The following is an 18,529-nucleotide window of genomic DNA, read 5'->3' on the forward strand; positions in this document are numbered from 1 at the left end:
GAGATGACATGGGCGCGGGGCGCGCGTTGGGGTTGTTGCTGGGCGTGGCCGCGGACGCGGTGTTCGGTGATCCACGCCGATTTCACCCGGTAGCGGCATTCGGGTCGACCGCCGCGGCCCTCGAGAAGCGTCTGCACGCCAACTCCGAGGCCGCCGGTGTGGCGTACACGGCCGTGCTCGTCGGCGGGACCGTGGCGGCCGGCGTAGCCGTGGAGCGCCTGGCCCGCAAGCACTGGCTGACGCAGGCACTGGCGACGGGCGTGGCGACGTGGGTGGTGCTCGGCGGCAACTCGCTGGCGACCGAGGGCACGTCGATGGGCCGCGAACTGGCCGACGGCGACCTCGAAGCGGCCCGGTCGCGGCTGCCTCACCTGTGCGGGCGTGACGCGTCCCGGCTGGACACCACGGGCCTCGCGCGGGCGACCGTCGAATCCGTGGCCGAGAACACCTCGGACGCCGTCGTGGCCCCGCTGTTCTGGGGCGCCGTCGCCGGTGTGCCCGGTCTGCTGGGATACCGCGCCGCGAACACCCTGGACGCCATGGTCGGCCACAAGTCGCCGCGCTACCTGAAGTTCGGCTGGGCCTCGGCCCGCCTCGACGACCTGCTGAACCTGGCACCGTCCCGCCTGGCCGCGCTGCTCACCGTTGGCGGCGCCCCGGTGGTCGGAGGCTCCGCGTCGCAAGCGTTGGAGACCTGGCGCCGGGACGCGGCAGCACACCCGTCCCCCAACGCGGGCCAGGTGGAAGCGGCCTTCGCGGGCGCCCTGGAGATCCGCCTGGGCGGCCGCACCGTCTACTTGCACGGCGTGGAAGAGCGCCCGGTCCTCGGCCACGGCCGCAACCCGGACTCAGGTCACGTGACGCGTGCCGTGGAGCTGTCCCGAGTCGTCGGTTTCGGCGCGGGCTTCCTCAGCGCCGTCATCGCCCTCTTCCGCAAGTAGCTCGGCGATCGACTTCTTCTTGGTGCGGCCCTCGTAGAGCACACCACCCGGCCGCGCCTCACGGATCGTGAAGTACAGCCAGCCGCCGACCGCCATGACCCCGAACGCGATCCACTGCAGCGCGTAGGAGAAGAACGGCCCGGACTCGAGCCGCGGCAACGGCAACGTCTGGAGCGCACCGGGCTGCTCCTCGATCAGCTGGTAGTAGCCGGGCTCGATGCCCGGCCCGACCGCGTTGTTGTTGATCGAGTAGATCTGCCTGCGGCCGTCCTGGTCGAACGCGGGCTGGTCGTTCGACTCGTTGGGCCGCGCGAGCCCGATGAGCGTGACCTCGTCCGTCGGCGGTGCCTCGAAGTCCGGCGGCTTGATGCCGTTGATCGGCCGCACGTACCCGCGGTCGATCAGGACCTTGTGGCCGGTGGTCGTCTCGAACGGCGTGATGACCTCGAACGCCGCCTCACCCTGCACCGTGCGGAGCCGTGCCAGCGCTTCCAGTTCCGGCAGGTAACGGCCCTTGATCTCGACCTTCTGCCACTCGTCGTGCTTAGCCCCGAACTGCGCGGGGTCGCTCTTCAGCGACTTGGTGATGGCGGAGTTCTGCTGCTGCCGCTCGTCGTTGCGGCCGAACTGCCACGGCGAGAGGAAGTAGACGCAGGAGCCCGCGAACACCCAGACGGCCAGGGTCAGCGCCAGCCAGCCCGGCTTGAGGAGGAACTTGAACCGCACGACCTCACGGTAGATGACCGGTCAGAGCGCCCTGAGTGCGGCCACTGACTGCACAAGCCCGCAACGTTCGAGCGAGGCGAGGACGTCCCCGATCGTGCCCGGAGGATTGCGCCACGAGTTCGCGATCTGCTGTACGCAGCTCCACACGACCTTGGCGTCGAGCCCGATCTGGTCGCTGACGAAGTCGTCCGCGTCTTTGGGATCGACGTCGCACGGGCACAAAGCTCGCGCGGGGAAGTCCTTGAGGTTGTTGGTGACGATCACCTGCGCACGAGCCCTGATGGCGGCGGCGAGCACGTGGCGGTCATCCGGATCGGGCAGGTCCAGCGATGGGATCAGCGGCTCGTAGCCGGTGACCAGACAGTCCCGGACCGCCGTGAGCATCAGCGATCGGGTCCGCGTGAGCTGCTCCTCGGAGAGGTCCGGCCGGTTCTTGCGGATGTTGCGGAACACCTCGTCGAGGATCTGGTCAGTCCACTTCGCCTGCACGAGACCCGCTGCCGCGATCCGGATCAGCAGGTCTCGCAAAGTGCTCGGGTAGAGGACGTTGGCGTCGTAGAGGACTACGAAACTCACTCAGGCCATGCCCATCTCTTGCGTGAGCGCCGACAACTCGTCGGCCGCTCGGCGCCGCCGCTGGTCGTCGTTGCGCATGTACTCCACCAGCGACAGCGCCTTGATGCGGCGATGCTTGCCGACCTTGCGGTATTCGATCTCGCCGGCTTCGAGCAGGCCGATCAGGTACGGACGTGACACGTTCAACATGTCGGCGGCCTGCTGCGTGGTCAGTTCGGCGTCCGCGGGCACGACGGACACGCCGTGGCCCGCTGCCATGTAGGCGAGGATCTGGGCGAAGAGCTCGACCGCGGCGCGCGGCAGGACCAGCACGTCGCCGTTCTCCTCGACCCTCACGCGAACGTCGTGCTCGTCCTCGTGCCGATCGTGCAGGTACGCCTTGACCCTGGTCAGCGCGGCATGGGCGGTGACGACGTCCTCGTCGTCAGGCTGGACGGCTCGCAATGCGGAACTCATCGATTCCTCCTCCCTCTATCCGAATTATCCGCAATATTCGAAGCGAACGCAACGCGCTATCGGGTGAGTCCGACCTCGTGGAACTGGGTCACGAACCCCTCACCCTCAGGACTCGCGGCCATGATCCCTGCCGTCACCTCCGCGTCGGGCGGGAAGTACGCCTTGCGCAGCAGGTTCGTCGGCTCGGCGCCGTCGAGCCCGTACCGCACCCACACCGCGTCACCCTTGCGCTCGGCACTGACGGTGAACCGCTCGAACGACCCGACGAGAGCCAGGTTCCAGTCCGAGAACCCACGGGTCACCACCGTGCTGGCCTGCAGCTTCCCGTCGAACACCTCGACCCCGGCCTTGACCCAGTTCTCGCCGTCGACCAGCAGCCCGACGCCGGCGTGGTCGTACTGCGCCGCGTACTCGCCGGAGAAGGTGGCGGTGACGGTGAAGTCGCCGGTGACGCGCATGCCGTAGAGGTGGCCGTTGTCGCGGACGACGCCGTTGCCGGTGAGGCGCCAGAAGTCGCTGCCCGGGTCGGCGTGCACGGTCAGCGGGGTGGGCGACCACTCGCGCGGTTCGTTGAGCCAGGTCCAGCCGGTGACGTCCATGATCCTCATCCTCGCAAAGCGGCCCGTGCCGCGCTCAACGCTTGTGCGCGGTAGCCGCCGCCGAACAGCGCGGCGTGCACGAGCAGTGGGAACAGTTGGTGCAACGGCACCCGCGCCTGCCAGCCGTCGGCCAGCGGCGCGACCTCCTGGTAGGCGCCGAGGACGTGGTCGAGGAACGGGCAGCCGAAGAGCTGGAGCATCGCGAGATCGCTCTCCCGATGGCCGCCGTGAGCTGCGGGGTCGATCAGCCACACCTGGCCGTCGGCGCCCCACACCACGTTGCCGCTCCACAGGTCGCCGTGCAGCCGTGCGGGAGGTTCCGGCGGACCGGCCAATGACGCTATGTGCGCGCACACGTCGCTGACGTCGATGCCTGCTTGCCGTGCGTACGGCTCGATTCGTTGTGATGCGAACCACGCGGGCCACTCCGGAGCGGGCTCGTTGAGCATCTCGGTCATGCCGATCGTGGCTTCGCGCGGACCGCCCTCGGGTGGCGCGCCGAACGCCTCGGCGCCCGCGAGGTGCATCCGCGCGAGCCGGCGTCCGAAGGTCACGGCCGCCTGAAGATTCGGCTCCCCAAGCGGGATCTCGTCGATGACCAGCGTGCCTCCCGACGCGCTGCGCACGAACGGGATCGGCGGGCCGCCGTCGACGCGCAGCCACCGCAGGCCCGCCGCCTCGGCAGCAGTGGCCCGCAGTGACTGGTGCTTCGTCCTCAGAGCCGCTCGCGCACCCACGCGACCAGCCCCGGCATCGCCGCCTCCGTCATCACCAGCACCTCGGTGAACCCGGCGTCGTCGCCGTAGTAGGGATCCGGCACGTCCACCCCGTCGGCGTCCGGATCGAACGAACGGAGCAGTCGCACGCGATCGGGATCCACCATCCGGCGCAACGCGCGGGCGTGGCCGGAGTCGAGAGCGACCAGCAGGTCGGCGCCGAGGTGGTCGGAACCGACCTGTGCGGCCACGTGGTCGACGGGATATCCGTTGTCCGCCAACGTCTTCAACGCGCGCGGGTCCGCGGGGTCGCCGACGTGCCACCCGCCGGTTCCGGCACTGGACACCTGGACGTGGTGCGACAATCCTTCCCGGGACAGCCATTCTCGGAACACGAGCGCTGCCACGGGGGACCGGCAGATGTTGCCGGTGCAGACGAACGAGACGTGCATGTCGCGCAGCCTATGTGGTGCCGCCGCACGGTAACGCTCAACCGCTGTCGCAAGATGTACGGACAAACGACATGGAGGCCGCCCATGCAGACAGGTACCGACGTGCCCCCGCAACGGGAGATCATCGGGTGCACCGATGCCCTCGGGCGCCGTCGTGCGTTCGAGGTGTACCTCAACGAGAAGGGTCGCGTCTGCTTCCGCACCCCGCCCGGTGAGTCGGCTCAGCTCGACGCCTTCCAGCTGGACGAGCTGATCAGCCACCTCACCGAGCTCCGCCGCTACATGCAGTGACGCGCACGTCTGAGCCCGTCGCCTAGAATTCCGGCGATGACCAGCCCAGACCTGCGCCACCACGGCGACGTCGACGCCGCACCCGGCCTCGCCGACTTCGCCGTCAACGTGCGGGTGCCGCACCCGCCCGATTGGCTGCGCGAACGGTTGGCCGCGGCGCTCGGCGAGCTCGGGCGTTACCCCTCGAAACTGGCTGAAGAGCGCGCCCGTGAGGCAGTCGCACGCCGTCACGGGCGCTCGCCGGACGAGGTCCTGCTGCTCAACGGTGCCGCCGAGGGCTTCGCGCTGCTGCCGAAGCTCTCGCCGCGCCGTGCCGCGATCGTCCACCCTGGGTTCACCGAGCCCGAGGTGGCTTTTCGCGATGCCGGGATCCCGGTCGACCACGTGCTGCTCGACGGCGACTTCGGCCTCCGCGACGTGCGCACGGACGCCGACCTGATCGTCATCGGCAACCCCACGAACCCGACGTCGGTGCTGCACGAGGCCGCCGCGGTGAAGGCGTTGCCCGGCAAGCTGGTCGTCGACGAGGCGTTCATGGACGCCGTCCCCGGTGAGCCCGAGTCGCTCGCGCACGACCCCGACGTGCTGGTGCTGCGCAGCCTGACCAAGACCTGGGGGCTCGCGGGCCTGCGCGCCGGCTACCTGCTCGGCGACCCGGAGACGCTCGGAAGGCTGGCGCACGGCCGTCCGCACTGGCCAGTGGGCAGTCTCACGCTGGAAGCGATCACGGCGTGCTGCGAGCCGGAGGCGCTGGAGCAGTCCGCGCGGTTCGCCCGCGAGGCCTCCGAGTACGCGGCGCACGCGTTGGAGCAGCTCCAAGACCTCGTCGTCGTTGCGCCGAAAGGGCCGTTCCTGCTGATCAGGGCGCCCCGGGGAACGCGGCAGGCGTTGCGGGACAAGGGGATCGCGGTCCGCCGCTGCGACACGTTCCCCGGACTGGATGACACCTACCTGCGCGTGGCGATCCGGCCGCCGGAGGAGTTCGCGGTGTTCGTGGACGCGTTGCGCGTCGTGATGGAGGAACTGGCTTGAAGCTCGCCGACGTGATCGCGGTCCTGGAGTCCGCGTATCCGCCGAGGACCGCCGAGAAGTGGGACGCGGTCGGCTTGGTCTGCGGTGATCCGGCCGAGGAGGTCAGCAGGGTCCTGGTCTGCGTCGACCCGACGTCGTCCACTGTGGACGAGGCGGTCGAGGTGGGCGCGCAGCTCGTGGTCGCGCACCACCCGCTGTTCCTCAAGGGCGTCAACGGGGTCGCGGCCGACGGCCCCAAGGGTGCGTTGGCGCACAGACTGATCCGCAACGGCGCCGCCCTGTACTGCGCGCACACCAACGCCGACAACGCGTCGCCCGGCGTCTCGGACGCCCTCGCGAAGGCCATCGGGCTCACCGTCACCGGCCCGCTCGACGCCACCCCGCGCACCCCGGCGGACGTGCTCATCACCTACGCGCAGGACGCGGGCCAGGTGGTGAGGACGCTGACCGGCGCGGGCGCCGAACTCGTGAAGCACGAGGACACGCGGCTGGAGTTCACCCTGCCGCGTTCGCGCCGCAACGCCGTCGTCCGAGCTCTGGAGTCCGCTCACCCGCGCGAACGCTTCACCGTGCACGAACTCGCCGACCTGCCCGGCGACACCGGTTCGGGCCGCATCGGCGAACTCGCCGAGCCCGAGCCGTTGAAGGTCTTCGCCCAGCGCGTGGCCGACGCGCTGCCCGCGACCGTCCAGGGCGTCCGGGCGGCGGGAGACCCGGAACGCCTGATCACACGGGTCGCGGTCTGCGGCGGTGCGGGCGACGGCTTCCTGGGCCTGGTGCAGCGCGCCGGCGTCGACGCCTACGTCACGGCCGACCTGCGGCACCACCCGGCGAGCGAGCACGTCGAGTCCGGCGGGCCCGCGTTGGTCGACGTCGCGCACTGGGCCAGCGAGTGGCCGTGGTGCGAGCAGGCGGCGGAGATCCTGCGGTCCGCCTTCGGCGGTAGGGTCGACGTACTCGTCTCCACCCGCCGGACCGACCCGTGGACCGTCGGTGCGACGAGCACAGCAGTAGGAGGACATGCGTGAAAGCCGACCCCGCAGTGCAGCGCAGGCTGCTCGACCTGGCCGAGGTCGACGCCGAACTGGCGCGTGTCACCCACCGTCGCCGCACGCTGCCGGAGATCGCGGAGATCACCGCGGTCGAGCAGCAGGTGCGCGCGAAGCAGGACGCGCTGGTCGCCGTCCAGACGACGCTCACCGACCTCGACCGCGACGTGAAGCGCCAGGAGACCGAGATCGACCAGGTCCGGGCCCGCGGCGAACGCGACCGCAAGCTGCTGCAGTCGGGCTCGGTCGGCGCCAAGCAGCTCACCGACCTCGAACACGAGCTCGCCACCATCCAGCGCCGCCAGGGCATCCTCGAGGACGACCTGCTGGAGCTGATGGAACGCCGCGAGGCCGTCGACGCCGACGTCTCCTTCGCGAGCGTGGAACTGGACAAGGCCCGTCAGGCGCTGGAAGACGCCTCGCGCCGCCGTGACGAGGCCCTCGCCAACCTGGAGACGACCGAGACCCGCCGTTCCGCCGACCGTTCGGTGATGGCCAAGGGCTTCCCGGACGACCTGCTGAAGCTCTACGACCGCCAGCGCGAGCAGCGCGGCATCGGCGCCGCGCCGTTCCAGTCGCGCCGCTGCGGTGCGTGCCGGATCGAGCTCGACCGCGGCGCCGTGTCGAAGCTGAAGGAGGCAGCGGCCGACGAGGTCGTGCGCTGCGAGGAGTGCGGCGCGATCCTGGTCCGCATCGCGGAGCCCAAGGCCTGAGCGGCTACCGGAACAGGCACAAGGGGACTGCCCTGCCGGGCAGTCCCCTTTCTGCTGTCGTCACTCACCACTGCGCTTGAGGCGCAGCGCGGACACGAGGAAGAACACCCCGCCGATCGCCGCGTATCCCGCCAGGTTGCGCAGGTTCGCGTCCGGCGCCCCCGCCTGCAAGAAGAACGACGTGCCCGCGAGCGTCGAGATCCCACCGCTGAGGATCATCGGCCACTGCCCGCCGAGGCTCCGCCGCACGAGCGCGACCGCGAGCTGCGCCACACCGGACACCACGGCCCACACACCCCACACCTGCAGCACCGCCGGGATTCCGGACGTCACCGCGAACGCCAGCCCTGCCGCGGCGAGCGCGCTGACCGCGATGTTGGCGTAGAGCGCCACCGACGCCCGGCCCTTCTGGGACGCGCGGCTGTCGACGACGACCGCCGCCACGTCGAAGAGCGGGTAGAGCACCAGCAGCGTGGCGCTGACCGGGCCGATCTCCGTCGCGGTGAGGAACAGCAGCACCGCCCACACGACCGCGAACCCGAAGCGGCCGAGGTAGAGCGTGCGGAGGGCGGGGGTGAGGGTCGCGGGTGACGCTGCGTCGATGCTCACGGGTCAGTCCTTCGAGAGAGGGAGAACGTTCTTTCTACTTCGAGGCTGGCAGCACACGGCAGAACTGTCAAGACCGAACGTTCTCTCTGCTACCGTCGAAAGCGTGACCCGCACCGTCTCCGACGCCAGGAACCGCCTGCTGGGAACGGCCAGCCGGCTGTTCTACGCGGAGGGGCTGCACTCCGTCGGCGTGGACCGCATCCTCGCCGAGGCGAAGGTGACCCGCGCCACGATGTACCGCCACTTCGCCGGCAAGGAGGACCTGGTCCTCGCCTACCTCGCCGAGGCCGACCGGGCGACCCGCGACAACGTCGAGGCAGGCGTGGCCGCGGCGGCGACCGATGAGGACGCGGTGCGTGCCGTCGCGAAGGGCATCGCCGGGCACATCCGGAGCGAGGGTTTCCGCGGGTGCGCGTTCCTCAACGCCGTGGCGGAGTACGCCGACCCCACGCACCCCGTGCACGTGGCAGTGCTCGCACACCGCCAGTGGTTCCTCGACACCGTGACGGAGCTTCTTGCGCGCGTCGGTGACGCTCCTGCCGAACTCGACGGCCGGCACTTCGTGATGCTGCGCGACGGGGCGATGGCGGCGGGATGTCTGTCGGATCCGGGTCCGATCGGCGACACCCTGCTCGAAGCGGTCGAACGCATCATCAAGGCGCGAACGAGCGTGTGAACCAGGCCCTCGCCCGGATTGCTTGACAGCCTCGAGACCGGTTCATACTGTCGATCGACGCTGGGTGAACCACCCGAACGTGTGAGCTCATCCGGTTTCTGACGGGGGAATCTGGGGGGTCCGCCGGGAGTCCGCGCTCGCGGGCGTCCGGTGGCATGCCCCTGTCTTGGGGGGTCGATGGAGTTCCGCGTGCTGGGCCCGGTCGAAGCAGCGGTGGCCGGGGAACCGGTACCTCTCGGCGGACCGAAACCGCGCACGTTGCTGGCACTGCTCGCCGTACACGCCAGCAGGGTCGTGCCGCTGGAACGTCTGGTCGACGCGGTCTGGGGCGAGGATCCACCGGAGCAGGCCAGAGCCGCCATCTACACCTACATCTCGACGTTGCGCCGCAAGCTCGCCGCGGCCGACGGTGCCGACGTCATCGTGCGCACCGGTGGCGGCTACCGGCTCGAAGCCGCGCTGGACCAGATCGACCTGCACGTCTTCCTCCGCGAGATCACGGCGGCGCGGCGGGCACGGGCCGAGGGCAGGCTGGCCCAGGCGGTCACCCACTTCGAGAACGCGCTCGGGCTGTGGCGCGGAGCCGCACTCGGTGGCGCGCAGGGGACGTGGGCGGACAACGAACGCGCGCGCCTGGAGGGGCTGAAGCTGGCCGCGCTCGAAGACCGCTTCGACGCCGAACTCGCACTCGGCGGGAGCGAGGCGCTCGTGGCCGACCTCACCACGGCGGTCGCCGAGGAACCGTTGCGGGAACGCTTGCGCGCCCAGCTGATGCTGGCGTTGCACCGGACGGGACGGCAGGCCGACGCGCTGGAGTGCTACCGGGAGGGCAGACGGGCGCTGCTCGACGAGCTGGGTCTCGAACCCAGTGCCGTGCTGCGGGACGCGCACGAGCAGGTGCTGCGAGCCGAGGCGGAACCGGTGGCCGCGGCGGCGGACGAAGAGGACGTCGAACCGGTGCGGTCCAGCCGCACGCCGAGCCAGCTGCCGTTCGACATCGCCGACTTCACCGGACGCACCGTCGAGGTCGCGACGCTGAACCGGCGCCTGGCGGAGGAGGCGACCGGCTCGCGGCTGTGCGCGATCTTCGGCAAGCCCGGCGCGGGCAAGAGCACACTCGCGATGCACGTGGCCCACCGCGTTCGCGAGCACTTCCCCGACGGCCAGCTGTACGTGTCGTTGCGCGGCACCAGGACCGTTCGGCAGGAACCGGCCGAGGTGCTGGCCGGGTTCCTGCGGGCGCTCGGCGTCGCGGACCCGGCGATCCCGGACGAGGCGGACGAGCGGGCGCGCCACTACCGCACGATGCTCGCCGACCGTCGGATCCTCGTCGTGCTCGACGACGTGGCCGACGAGAAGCAGGTCAGACCGCTGCTGCCGGGCGGGCACACCTCGGCCGTGCTGGTGACGAGCCGGGAACGGCTCAGCGCGCTCGACGGTGCGACGCACCTCGACCTGCGCGTGCTCGCCGAGGACGAGGCGGTGCACCTGCTCGACCGGGTGGTCGGCGGTGGCCGGGTGGCGGCGGAACCCTCGGCGGCACAGGAGATCGTGCGGTTGTGCGGCCGGTTGCCGCTCGCCGTGCGCATCGCGGGGGCGCGGCTCGCGGCACGGCATCGGTGGCAGCTCGGCCGCCTGGCCGACCGGCTGCGCGTGCAGCAGCGCGTGCTGCAGGAGCTCTCCATCGGGGACCTGGAGGTGCGCGGCAGCCTGGCGCTGAGCTACGACGGACTGCCCGAACGCGAGCGGATGGCGTTGCGGCGCCTGGGTTTGCTCGACCTGTCGTCGTTCGGCGGCTGGGTCGTCGCGCCGCTGCTCGGTTGTTCCGCGACGGACGCGGAGGACGTCGTCGAACGGCTCGTCGACGCCCAGCTGCTCGACGTGTCCACATCGGACGCCAGTGACGCGTTGCGCTACCAGATCCACGACCTCACCCGTGCGTTCGCGCGGGAACGCGGCGAGGCCGAGGAGACGGCCGAGACGATCCGCACGGCCACGGCCCGCGCCGCGGAGTGCTGGCTCGGACTGGTCGAGGTCGCGGGCCGCCGCATGCCGCACGCCACCCTCGACTTCGAGAGGCCGGGACTGCTCGACCGGTACCTCGACGAGGCCCAGGTCGACGAGATCGTCGCCGACCCCGAGGCGTGGTTCGACGCCGAGCAGAGCGGCTTGGTCGGCGTCGTCGAACGGGTCAGCGAGCTCGACCTGACCGACGTGGCGACGCGGCTCGCGGCCGCGCTGTGCTCGTCCCGCTTCTCCGTGCGCAACCTCTTCGGCCAGTGGTACCGGACGCACACCGCCGCGCTGGGAGCCGCCCGCCGCGCGGGTGACCGCCTCGGCGAGGCCCGGTTGCTGGCGGGACTGGGCTGGCTGCGCTACGAGCAGGACCGGTTCGACGAGTCCGCCGGCTACTACGAGCAGGCGCTGACGGTCTACGAGCAGGCCGGTGATCGGCGCGGTCTGGCGACCACGAGGCTCGCGCTCAGCACCGTGCAGCGCGAGCACGGCCAGCTCACCGCCGCGCGCACGTCGCTGGAGCAGGTCCTGGCCGAGCTCGAGCTGCCGCAGGACCGGCTCGCGCTCGTCCAGGCGCGGCACGGCCTGGGCCGCGTGCTGACCGAACAGGGCGAGCTCGACGCCGGGCTCGCAGCATGCGAGCAGGCCTGCGCGGAGTACGAGGAGATCGGTGACCAGCGCGGCTGGGCCATCGCGCTGCGGTCGGTCGGCATCGTGCACCGGGCCGCGGACCGCCTGGAGCAGGCCGAGCACTGGTCGGCGCGAGCGGTCGAGGTGCTGTCGGGCCTCGGCAACGTGCTCGCGTCGGCGTACGCGGTGCAGGCGCTCGCGAAGGTCCGGGTCCGCCAGGGCATGGGCGACGAGCTGCGCGACGAGCTGCTGGCCTGCCTCGACACCTGCAACGAGATGCAGGACGGCTTCGGCCAGGCGCTGATGCTGCGCACGCTCGGCGAGCTCGACCTGGCCGCGAGCCGGTTCGCCGACGCGCGAAGGCACCTCGAGCGCGCGCTGCAGTGGTGGGACGCGCTCGGCCTGCCGGTGTGGCGGGCCCGCACCCTGCGCGACCTGGCGGCGGCACTGGACGGTCTCGGCGAGTCCGTCGCGGCGGACCGGGCGTGGGCCGAGGCACTGGGCGTCTTCCAGCTGCACGGCTGCCGCGAGGCGCAGGAGCCCAGGCGCGTTCCGGCGTCCGGACCTCGGATTTTGGAAATCTTTTAGACCGGTCCCGGGATCGGCACGCCGATCCGGATCCCGCTTCAGGTTTCTTTGAGACCTCGCCGCGAAGCTTCTCTCATCCCGGCAACGGGAAACGACGAGGGGCAAGGGTGAGGGTCATGGAGAAGACAGCCGGTCGAATCGCCACCGCCACGCTGGTCGCCGGGACCGCACCCGCGGGAACCCGGCTCGCCGCCTCGGCGTGCTCCGGGACGGGCAACTGTCCGTCGAGCAGGGCAGCGTGTTCGCCTCCTGGACCGGCCAGGCCTCCGGAGCTTCCGCCTCCTCGCTGACCGACTGCTGATCCGTTTCCACTGAGGGGCCACTCCTGGGGGTGTGGCCCCTCAGGCCGTTTCCGGGGTAGGAGCCATGAACGACATCCTCCGCCGCGCAGCCAGCTGGACCGGCGTCCCGTACTCGCAGCACGACTTCCACACCAACGAGCACGGGACCTACCGCACCGACTGCTCCGGCTTCGCCTCGATGGCGTGGGGCCTGCCTGGCAGGCCGCAAGACCCCCGCGGTGGCCTCAACACCGTCGGCCTGGCAGGTATCAGCGCCCTGATCGACAAGGACGACCTCCGCCCCGGCGACCTGCTGATCACCTTGACCGGTGACCGCACCACGCGGCACGTGACCGTGTTCTGCCGCTGGGCCGACGTCGCCCGCTCGCACTACTGGGCCTACGAGCAGTGCAGCGGCCACGGCACGGTCCACCGCATCGTCAGCTATCCCTACCTGCACAGCACTTCCGGCTACCACCCCTACCGCCGCCGCGACTGATCCTCCAGCCAGGGCACGATCGCGGACACGAAGCCGTCCGGACTGGTCATGGGCCGCCCGTTCATCGTCGCCACGACGTGCCCGACGCCGAACAGGTCGTCCCAGGTGCGGGCGCGACGGTAGGTCCCGGCTGACACGGCCCGGCGGACGTTCTCCCAGCCGTGCCAGGCCATCTGCGCCGCGTCGATGGCGGGGTCGCCGGGCATGGCCATGTCCCAGTCGAGGACGCCGAGCAGCTTCCCGTCCGAGGACCAGTGCACGTTCGACCCGCTGAGATCACCGTGCACCAACGCGTCCGGCACGGGTTCCAGCGCGAGCGCGGCGTCCAGGCGCCGCCGCCCCTCGGCCTGCCAGCGGGCGGGCAGGCGGGGCAGGATCTCGTCGGCGATGATCTTCGACCACGACGGCCCTTGCGCCCGGTCGTCCAGGACCTCCAGCATCGCGTCGGTCAACGGCACCGACCGCACGGCCTCCAGCACCTCGGCGATCTGCCCGGGATCGCCGACGCCCTCGGGCAGTGCGGCGCCGTCGACCCACGACACGGCGACCGCCGTCTGGCCGCCGAACGCGGTCACGGGGGTGAGCGGCTCCGGTACCTGGAAGGGAAGGCCGGCGGCGGCCAGTCGTCGCAGCACCTCCACCCGGCGGGGCATCGACGCGGCGGCCAGCGGCCTCGTGCTGACCCGGACCGCGGCGACGCCCGGGATCAGGAGCACTCGGTGGACGTTGCCGTCGGGCGCGACGAAGGCGTCGTCCAGCCGTGTGCCGGGCAGCAGGGCGGACGCGATCTCCACCAGGTCCGGGGCAGCCTCGATCATGTCCGGAACCTACAACGCCCCTGCTCGAACCGGTCCTCATCGGCGCAGCCGGGAGGTACGCTCCGCGCCAGAATCGGCATGACCCTGGGGGAACCGGAATGACCGGAATGAAGAGACGTCTCGTGCTGCCGGTGGCAGTGCTCCTGCTCACCTCGCTGGCCGTGCCCTTGCCCGCCACCGCCGCGGCCGAGCCGGTCGCGTCCGCCTACACGCCGGTGACGCCGGTGCGGCTGCTGGACACGCGGTCGGGGCTCGGTGCGGCAGGGCCGGTGGGAGCCGGGCAGAGCGTCGTGCTGGACCTGTCCGCCCGCACGCCGGTCGGCACGACGGCTGTGGTGCTCAACGTGACCGCGACCGAGCCGACGTCGGGCACGCACGTGGTCGTGTGGCCCTCGGGCAGCCCGCGCCCGACCGCGTCCAACGTCAACGTCGTCGCCGGGGAGACCCGGCCGAACCTGGTCACCGTGCGGCTGGACCAGAGCCGGAAGGTGAGCCTGTTCAACTCGGCGGGTTCGGTGCACCTGCTCGCGGACCTGGCCGGCCACTACACGTCCGGTGCCGGCGCGCTGTACCAGCCGCTGCCGCCCACGCGGGCCCTGGACACCCGCACCGGGGCCGGTGTGCAGCCGCGGAACCCGGACGGTTCGTTGCCGTTGAGCATGGCCGGTCTCGTCCCCGCCGACGCGACCGCCGTGACGTTCAACCTGACCGCGACCAACGTCACCGCCGACACGTACGTCACCGCGTGGCCACACGGCAAGGCCAGGCCGGACGCGTCCAACCTGAACCTGGCGCCGGGGGAGACCCGCGCCAACCTGGTGACCGTCACGCTGGGCACCGACCGCACCGTCGACCTGTACAACAACGCCGGCGGCATCGACCTGATCGCCGACCTCGCCGGCTTCTACGTGCCGGGCGAGGGGCTCGCCTACTACCCGCTGGACCCCAAGCGGGTCGCGGACACGCGCTCGTCGGCGACGATCCGGCCGGACAACCCGCTGAACCTGTCGCTCGACACGAGGTACTCCGTCCCGGCCAACGCGTCCGCGGTCGTGATGAACGTGACGGCGACCGAGTCGACCGCGAACACCCACGTCAGCGTGTCGCCCGCCTGGGACTTCAGGTCGTCGACGCTCAACGTCACCCAGGGCGGCACGGCGCCGAACCTCGCGGCGGTGGTGCTCGGGATGTACGGCACGCTCAACATCAAGCCCGACGCCGGCGCCATGCACCTGATCGTCGACCTGGCCGGGTACTTCGCCCCCGCGCCGTCCACCTGCACGACCGGGTGCGTACTGGCGTGGGGCGAGAGCAACAACGGGTCGCTGGGCTCGGGCGGTGGCCTGGGCGAGAACCAGTACTTCGGCGAGCCGACGGCACGGCCGGTGTCCGGTCTGAGCGGCGTGACAGCCCTCGCCGGGCGCTACGCCCTGCTGGCGGACGGCACGGTGCGGGCGTGGGGCCCGAACAGCTGGGGCGAGCTCGGCGCAGGATGGCACACGTACAACGGGTTCGCGTCGGTCCCGGTCCGGGTCAAGGGGCTGTCCGGCGTCACGGCGCTCGCGGCTTCGCAGTGGAACGGCTACGCGCTGCGCTCCGACGGCACCGTGTGGGGCTGGGGCTACAACTACGACAACCAGCTCGGACCCCGGTCGACGACCCCGGACGGCATCATCGACCTGCCCGTCCGCATCGCCGGTCTCGACAACGTGGTCGCCATCGCCGCCACCACGGGCACCGGCTACGCGTTGCGCACGGACGGCACGGTGTGGTCCTGGGGGAGCAATTTCGCCGGTGAGCTCGGCAACGGCACGACAGGCGGTTCCTCGCCGACCGCGGTCCAGGTGGCCGGTCTGACGGACGTCACGACGATCGTCGCGAACAGCAACGCCCGGTACGCGTTGCGCTCGGACGGCACCGTGTGGTCGTGGGGCAGCAACTCGGAAGGGCAGCTTGGCAACGGCGCCGGCACCGGCCAGTCGGGCACCGCGGCCCCGGTGAAGGACCTGACCGGTGTCGTGTCGGTGGCGGCGGCCTACGCGACCGGGTTCGCCGTCCGGGCGGACAAGACCGTCGTCGCATGGGGTTCGCACTACCACGGTGCGGCCGGCATCGGCTTCGCCGACCGGTTGGTGACCGTGCCGACGCGGATCAGGAACCTGTCCGACGGCAGGGCGGCCGACGTCACGAAGCTCATCGGCACGTACGCGCTGCGGGCCGACGGCAGCCTGTGGGGCTGGGGGATCAACGTCTGGTCCCAGTTGGGGTACCGGGGCGCCTCCGACGTCACCGAGCCGAAGCTGATCCCCAACCTGCCGCCGGTCAAGGCGTTCGGCACGACGGGATCCGCGATCTTCGCGATCACCGGCTGATCACTCCGCCACACGGTCCGTCCACCAGTTCCCAGGAACATCCGGGCGGGCCGTGTGGGGGACGACCGAGGACCCTCGGACAAAGCAAAAGAGGCCGTCTATGAGAAGACGACCTCGTTTGCGTGTGGTTAACGCTCGTGTCCGAGGGGGGACTTGAACCCCCACGCCCTTACGGGCACTAGCACCTCAAGCTAGCGCGTCTGCCATTCCGCCACCCAGACTGATGTGAACAGAATACAGGGCGTCCGGAGGCGCCTGAACGCGGGGTTACGATCGGCCCGTGAAGGTGATCGTCGAGGCTGACGGCGGCTCGCGGGGCAACCCCGGCCCGGCCGGGTACGGCGCGGTCGTGCGCGACAAGCTCAGCGGCGAGACGCTGGCCGAGCGCAAGGGTTTCATCGGCGTCGCGACCAACAACGTGGCCGAGTACCAGGGGCTCATCGCCGGGCTCAGAGCGGCCAGGGAACTGGGTGCCGAGACCGTCGACGTGCGGATGGACTCCAAGCTCGTCGTCGAGCAGATGTCCGGGCGCTGGAAGATCAAGCACCCCTCGATGCAGCCGCTCGCCAGGGAGGCGCAGGAGGTCGCGCGCGACCTCGGGAGGGTCACGTACGAGTGGATCCCGCGCGAGCGCAACAAGCAGGCCGACCGGCTCGCGAACGAGGCCATGGACGACGAGGCCGCACCCAAGACCGAGAAGGCAGAGGGGGCCAGGCAGCCGCACTGGAGTGGCGCGATGGGGGAGCCCACGCGGGTGATCCTGCTGCGGCACGGGCAGACGAGGCTGTCGGTCGACCGGCGCTACTCCGGGCGGGGTGATCACCCGCTGACGGAGCTCGGGCTGGAGCAGGCCGAGAAGGCCGCGGCGCGACTGTCCAAGGTGGACGGCATCGCGGGCGTCATCTCGTCGCCGCTGCAACGGGCCCAGCAGACGGCGCGGAAGCTCGCGGACAAGCTGGGCCTCGAGGTCGTCACGCACCAGGGGCTGATCGAGACCGACTTCGGCACGTGGGAAGGGCTGACGTTCGCCGAGGCGAGCGAGCAGGACCCCGAGGTGCACCGCCGGTGGCTGGGCGACACGAGCGTGAAGCCGCCGAACGGCGAGAGCTTCGACGAGGTGCACGCGCGGGTCCGCAAAGCGCGCACCGACATCATCGCCAAGTACGGCGGCAAGACGTTGGTGCTGGTCAGCCACGTCACGCCGATCAAGACGATGCTCCGGCAGGCGCTCGACGTCGGGCCGCAGTTCCTGTTCCGGATGCACCTCGACCTCACGGGCGTCTCGATCGCCGAGTTCTACCCGGACGGGCACGCGTCGGTGAAGCTCGTGAACGACACCTCCCACCTCGGCTGAGGTCAGCGCGAGGGAGTGGCGACAGGATCGCCGCCGGTGTCAGCTCGCCTTGCGCAGCCGCGGGGTCAGCGCCGTGGTGAACCGGTCTGCGGCCGCCTCGAGTGCCAACGCCGCTGCGGGCGTTCCGACGTTCTGGTCCAGCACGAACTCGCCGCGCACCACCTGGTCGGCGCCCTTGGCCGCGAGCAACGGGTGCAGCGCGTAGTCCATCGCCACGAGGAAACCCTGGCTGCCACCCGTCGCGAGGGGCAGCACCGCCCGTCCGCGCAGCGCCTTCTTCGGCAGCAGGTCGAGCAACGCCTTCACCAGCCCGCTGTAGGCGGCGCGGTAGACGGGCGAAGCGACCACCACGCCGTCCGCCCCCAGCACGCCGCTCACGGCCTCGGAGATCTCCGGATCCCGGAGGTCCTCGGTGAGCAGCGACAACGTCGGCAGCGCCCGCACGTCGAGCAACGTCACGCGGTGTCCCGCGGCTCGCAGCCGCTCCTGCACGAACGACACGACGACACCGATCGGCGCGGAGTGGGACGGCGCGCCGGAGATGATCAGCAGATCGGACATGACGGGGCACTCCCTGAGGTCGCGGAAAGGACGAACGCACTCAGAGGAGGCAACACAGGCTTGCTGCCACGCGGCCGTAGTCGACGTGGCGACGTCGTGTCATGGCTGAAGTCAACCAACGTCCGGACCGGTGGACAACCGGTTCCAGACGCTGGGATATCCTCGGATCGCGGATGAGTCGGCAGGGCGGCCGCGGCACGCGAGTGTCGAGGAAAGTCCGGACTCCACAGGGCAGGGTGGTTGTTAACGGCAACCAGGGGCGACCCTCGGGACAGTGCCACAGAGAACAGACCGCCGTGGCGCAAGCCGCGGTAAGGGTGAAACGGTGGTGTAAGAGACCACCAGCGCCCCAGGTGACTGGGGCGGCTAGGTAAACCCCACCCGGAGCAAGGCCAAGAGGGTGCCTAATCGCAAGAGAAGGTGCCTGCGCGAGCGTTCGAGGGCTGCCCGCCCGATGCTCGCGGGTAGGCCGCTAGAGCCTGCCGGCGACGGCAGGCCCAGATGGATGGCCGCCGACTGGGACCTCGGTCCCACGAACAGGATCCGGCTTACATGCCGGCTCATCCGCCTGTAT

The 18,529-nt window shown here is 70.8% G+C and carries 19 protein-coding genes, 1 tRNA gene and 1 other RNA gene; 11 read left to right on the forward strand and 10 right to left on the reverse strand.

Annotation, left to right across the window (positions count from 1 at the left end; translation table 11 throughout):
• Positions 1-8: 8 nt before the first annotated feature.
• On the forward strand, positions 9-941 hold the full coding sequence (locus tag IEY88_RS39475) for a cobalamin biosynthesis protein (RefSeq protein ID WP_189160041.1): 933 nt from the start codon (positions 9-11) through the stop codon (positions 939-941).
• On the opposite strand, the gene IEY88_RS39480 is transcribed toward IEY88_RS39475, so the two are convergent.
• The 6 genes from IEY88_RS39480 to IEY88_RS44675 are packed head-to-tail and all read right to left on the reverse strand — an operon-like array spanning position 849 to position 4,466.
• Positions 849-1,667, reverse strand: a complete 819-nt coding sequence (locus IEY88_RS39480; protein WP_189160042.1) for an SURF1 family cytochrome oxidase biogenesis protein — start codon at positions 1,665-1,667, stop codon at positions 849-851. The two genes, IEY88_RS39475 and IEY88_RS39480, sit on opposite strands and share 93 nt — an antisense overlap.
• Before the next feature lie 21 nt (positions 1,668-1,688).
• Positions 1,689-2,243, reverse strand: a complete 555-nt coding sequence (locus tag IEY88_RS39485; protein WP_189160043.1) for a PIN domain-containing protein — start codon at positions 2,241-2,243, stop codon at positions 1,689-1,691.
• A complete protein-coding gene (locus IEY88_RS39490) occupies positions 2,244-2,699 on the reverse strand; it encodes a helix-turn-helix domain-containing protein (protein ID WP_189160044.1) in 456 nt (151 codons plus the stop codon).
• A 56-nt stretch (positions 2,700-2,755) separates the two neighbouring features.
• Positions 2,756-3,298 (reverse strand): DUF1349 domain-containing protein, encoded by a 543-nt coding sequence (locus IEY88_RS39495; protein ID WP_229694184.1) that lies wholly within the window; start codon positions 3,296-3,298, stop codon positions 2,756-2,758.
• Between the two features lie 5 nt (positions 3,299-3,303).
• The gene (locus tag IEY88_RS39500) at positions 3,304-4,035 is read right to left on the reverse strand and encodes a fructosamine kinase family protein (RefSeq protein WP_229694185.1); all 732 of its coding nucleotides are present in this window, start codon (positions 4,033-4,035) and stop codon (positions 3,304-3,306) included.
• Positions 4,014-4,466 (reverse strand): low molecular weight protein-tyrosine-phosphatase, encoded by a 453-nt coding sequence (locus IEY88_RS44675; RefSeq protein ID WP_308426051.1) that lies wholly within the window; start codon positions 4,464-4,466, stop codon positions 4,014-4,016. The genes IEY88_RS39500 and IEY88_RS44675 overlap by 22 nt, the downstream gene beginning before the upstream one ends.
• A gap of 84 nt (positions 4,467-4,550) precedes the next feature.
• On the opposite strand from IEY88_RS44675, the gene IEY88_RS39505 reads away from it, so the two are divergent.
• The 4 genes from IEY88_RS39505 to IEY88_RS39520 are packed head-to-tail and all read left to right on the forward strand — an operon-like array spanning position 4,551 to position 7,551.
• On the forward strand, positions 4,551-4,757 hold the full coding sequence (locus IEY88_RS39505) for a hypothetical protein (RefSeq protein WP_030472678.1): 207 nt from the start codon (positions 4,551-4,553) through the stop codon (positions 4,755-4,757).
• A gap of 36 nt (positions 4,758-4,793) precedes the next feature.
• Positions 4,794-5,789 carry an Rv2231c family histidinol phosphate aminotransferase CobC gene (cobC, locus tag IEY88_RS39510; RefSeq protein WP_189160047.1) on the forward strand — a complete coding sequence of 332 codons (996 nt, stop codon included), beginning with the start codon at positions 4,794-4,796 and terminating at the stop codon, positions 5,787-5,789.
• Positions 5,786-6,817: a Nif3-like dinuclear metal center hexameric protein gene (locus tag IEY88_RS39515; protein ID WP_189160048.1), complete on the forward strand. Its 1,032-nt coding sequence runs from the start codon at positions 5,786-5,788 to the stop codon at positions 6,815-6,817. Before cobC ends, IEY88_RS39515 begins: the two co-directional genes overlap by 4 nt.
• Entirely contained in the window at positions 6,814-7,551 is a 738-nt protein-coding gene (locus IEY88_RS39520) for a zinc ribbon domain-containing protein (RefSeq protein WP_189160049.1), read from the forward strand. Before IEY88_RS39515 ends, IEY88_RS39520 begins: the two co-directional genes overlap by 4 nt.
• A 60-nt stretch (positions 7,552-7,611) precedes the next feature.
• On the opposite strand, the gene IEY88_RS39525 is transcribed toward IEY88_RS39520, so the two are convergent.
• Complete coding sequence (locus IEY88_RS39525) at positions 7,612-8,160, reverse strand: hypothetical protein (protein ID WP_229694186.1); 549 nt, start codon at positions 8,158-8,160, stop codon at positions 7,612-7,614.
• Positions 8,161-8,263: 103 nt separating this feature from the next.
• Between IEY88_RS39525 and IEY88_RS39530 the strand changes: the two genes are divergently transcribed.
• The 3 genes from IEY88_RS39530 to IEY88_RS39540 all read left to right on the forward strand — a co-directional run bounded on the left by IEY88_RS39530 (position 8,264) and on the right by IEY88_RS39540 (position 12,850).
• Entirely contained in the window at positions 8,264-8,836 is a 573-nt protein-coding gene (locus IEY88_RS39530; RefSeq protein WP_229694187.1) for a TetR/AcrR family transcriptional regulator, read from the forward strand.
• 177 nt (positions 8,837-9,013) lie between these two features.
• Positions 9,014-12,070, forward strand: a complete 3,057-nt coding sequence (locus IEY88_RS39535) for an AfsR/SARP family transcriptional regulator (RefSeq protein ID WP_189160051.1) — start codon at positions 9,014-9,016, stop codon at positions 12,068-12,070.
• Positions 12,071-12,436: 366 nt separating this feature from the next.
• Positions 12,437-12,850, forward strand: a complete 414-nt coding sequence (locus IEY88_RS39540; protein ID WP_189160052.1) for an NlpC/P60 family protein — start codon at positions 12,437-12,439, stop codon at positions 12,848-12,850.
• Here the strand turns inward: IEY88_RS39540 and IEY88_RS39545 are convergent.
• Complete coding sequence (locus tag IEY88_RS39545) at positions 12,832-13,668, reverse strand: aminoglycoside phosphotransferase family protein (protein WP_189160053.1); 837 nt, start codon at positions 13,666-13,668, stop codon at positions 12,832-12,834. The two genes, IEY88_RS39540 and IEY88_RS39545, sit on opposite strands and share 19 nt — an antisense overlap.
• 107 nt (positions 13,669-13,775) lie before the next feature.
• Here IEY88_RS39545 and IEY88_RS39550 point away from each other — a divergent pair, with 107 nt between their 5' ends.
• Positions 13,776-16,040, forward strand: coding sequence for an RCC1 domain-containing protein (locus IEY88_RS39550; RefSeq protein WP_189160054.1), 2,265 nt, complete (start codon positions 13,776-13,778; stop codon positions 16,038-16,040).
• A 138-nt stretch (positions 16,041-16,178) separates the two neighbouring features.
• Here the strand turns inward: IEY88_RS39550 and IEY88_RS39555 are convergent.
• Positions 16,179-16,261 (reverse strand) — tRNA-Leu (locus tag IEY88_RS39555).
• 65 nt (positions 16,262-16,326) lie between these two features.
• Here IEY88_RS39555 and IEY88_RS39560 point away from each other — a divergent pair.
• Positions 16,327-17,394 (forward strand): bifunctional RNase H/acid phosphatase, encoded by a 1,068-nt coding sequence (locus IEY88_RS39560; protein WP_189160089.1) that lies wholly within the window; start codon positions 16,327-16,329, stop codon positions 17,392-17,394.
• A 39-nt stretch (positions 17,395-17,433) separates the two neighbouring features.
• On the opposite strand, the gene IEY88_RS39565 is transcribed toward IEY88_RS39560, so the two are convergent.
• The gene (locus IEY88_RS39565; RefSeq protein ID WP_189160055.1) at positions 17,434-17,955 is read right to left on the reverse strand and encodes an NAD(P)H-dependent oxidoreductase; all 522 of its coding nucleotides are present in this window, start codon (positions 17,953-17,955) and stop codon (positions 17,434-17,436) included.
• 174 nt (positions 17,956-18,129) lie between these two features.
• Here IEY88_RS39565 and rnpB point away from each other — a divergent pair.
• Positions 18,130-18,522, forward strand: an RNA gene (rnpB, locus tag IEY88_RS39570) — RNase P RNA component class A.
• Positions 18,523-18,529: the final 7 nt, after the last annotated feature.

It is taken from the genome of Lentzea pudingi (genome assembly GCF_014646255.1).
In the GTDB taxonomy this organism is placed as follows: domain Bacteria; phylum Actinomycetota; class Actinomycetes; order Mycobacteriales; family Pseudonocardiaceae; genus Lentzea; species Lentzea pudingi.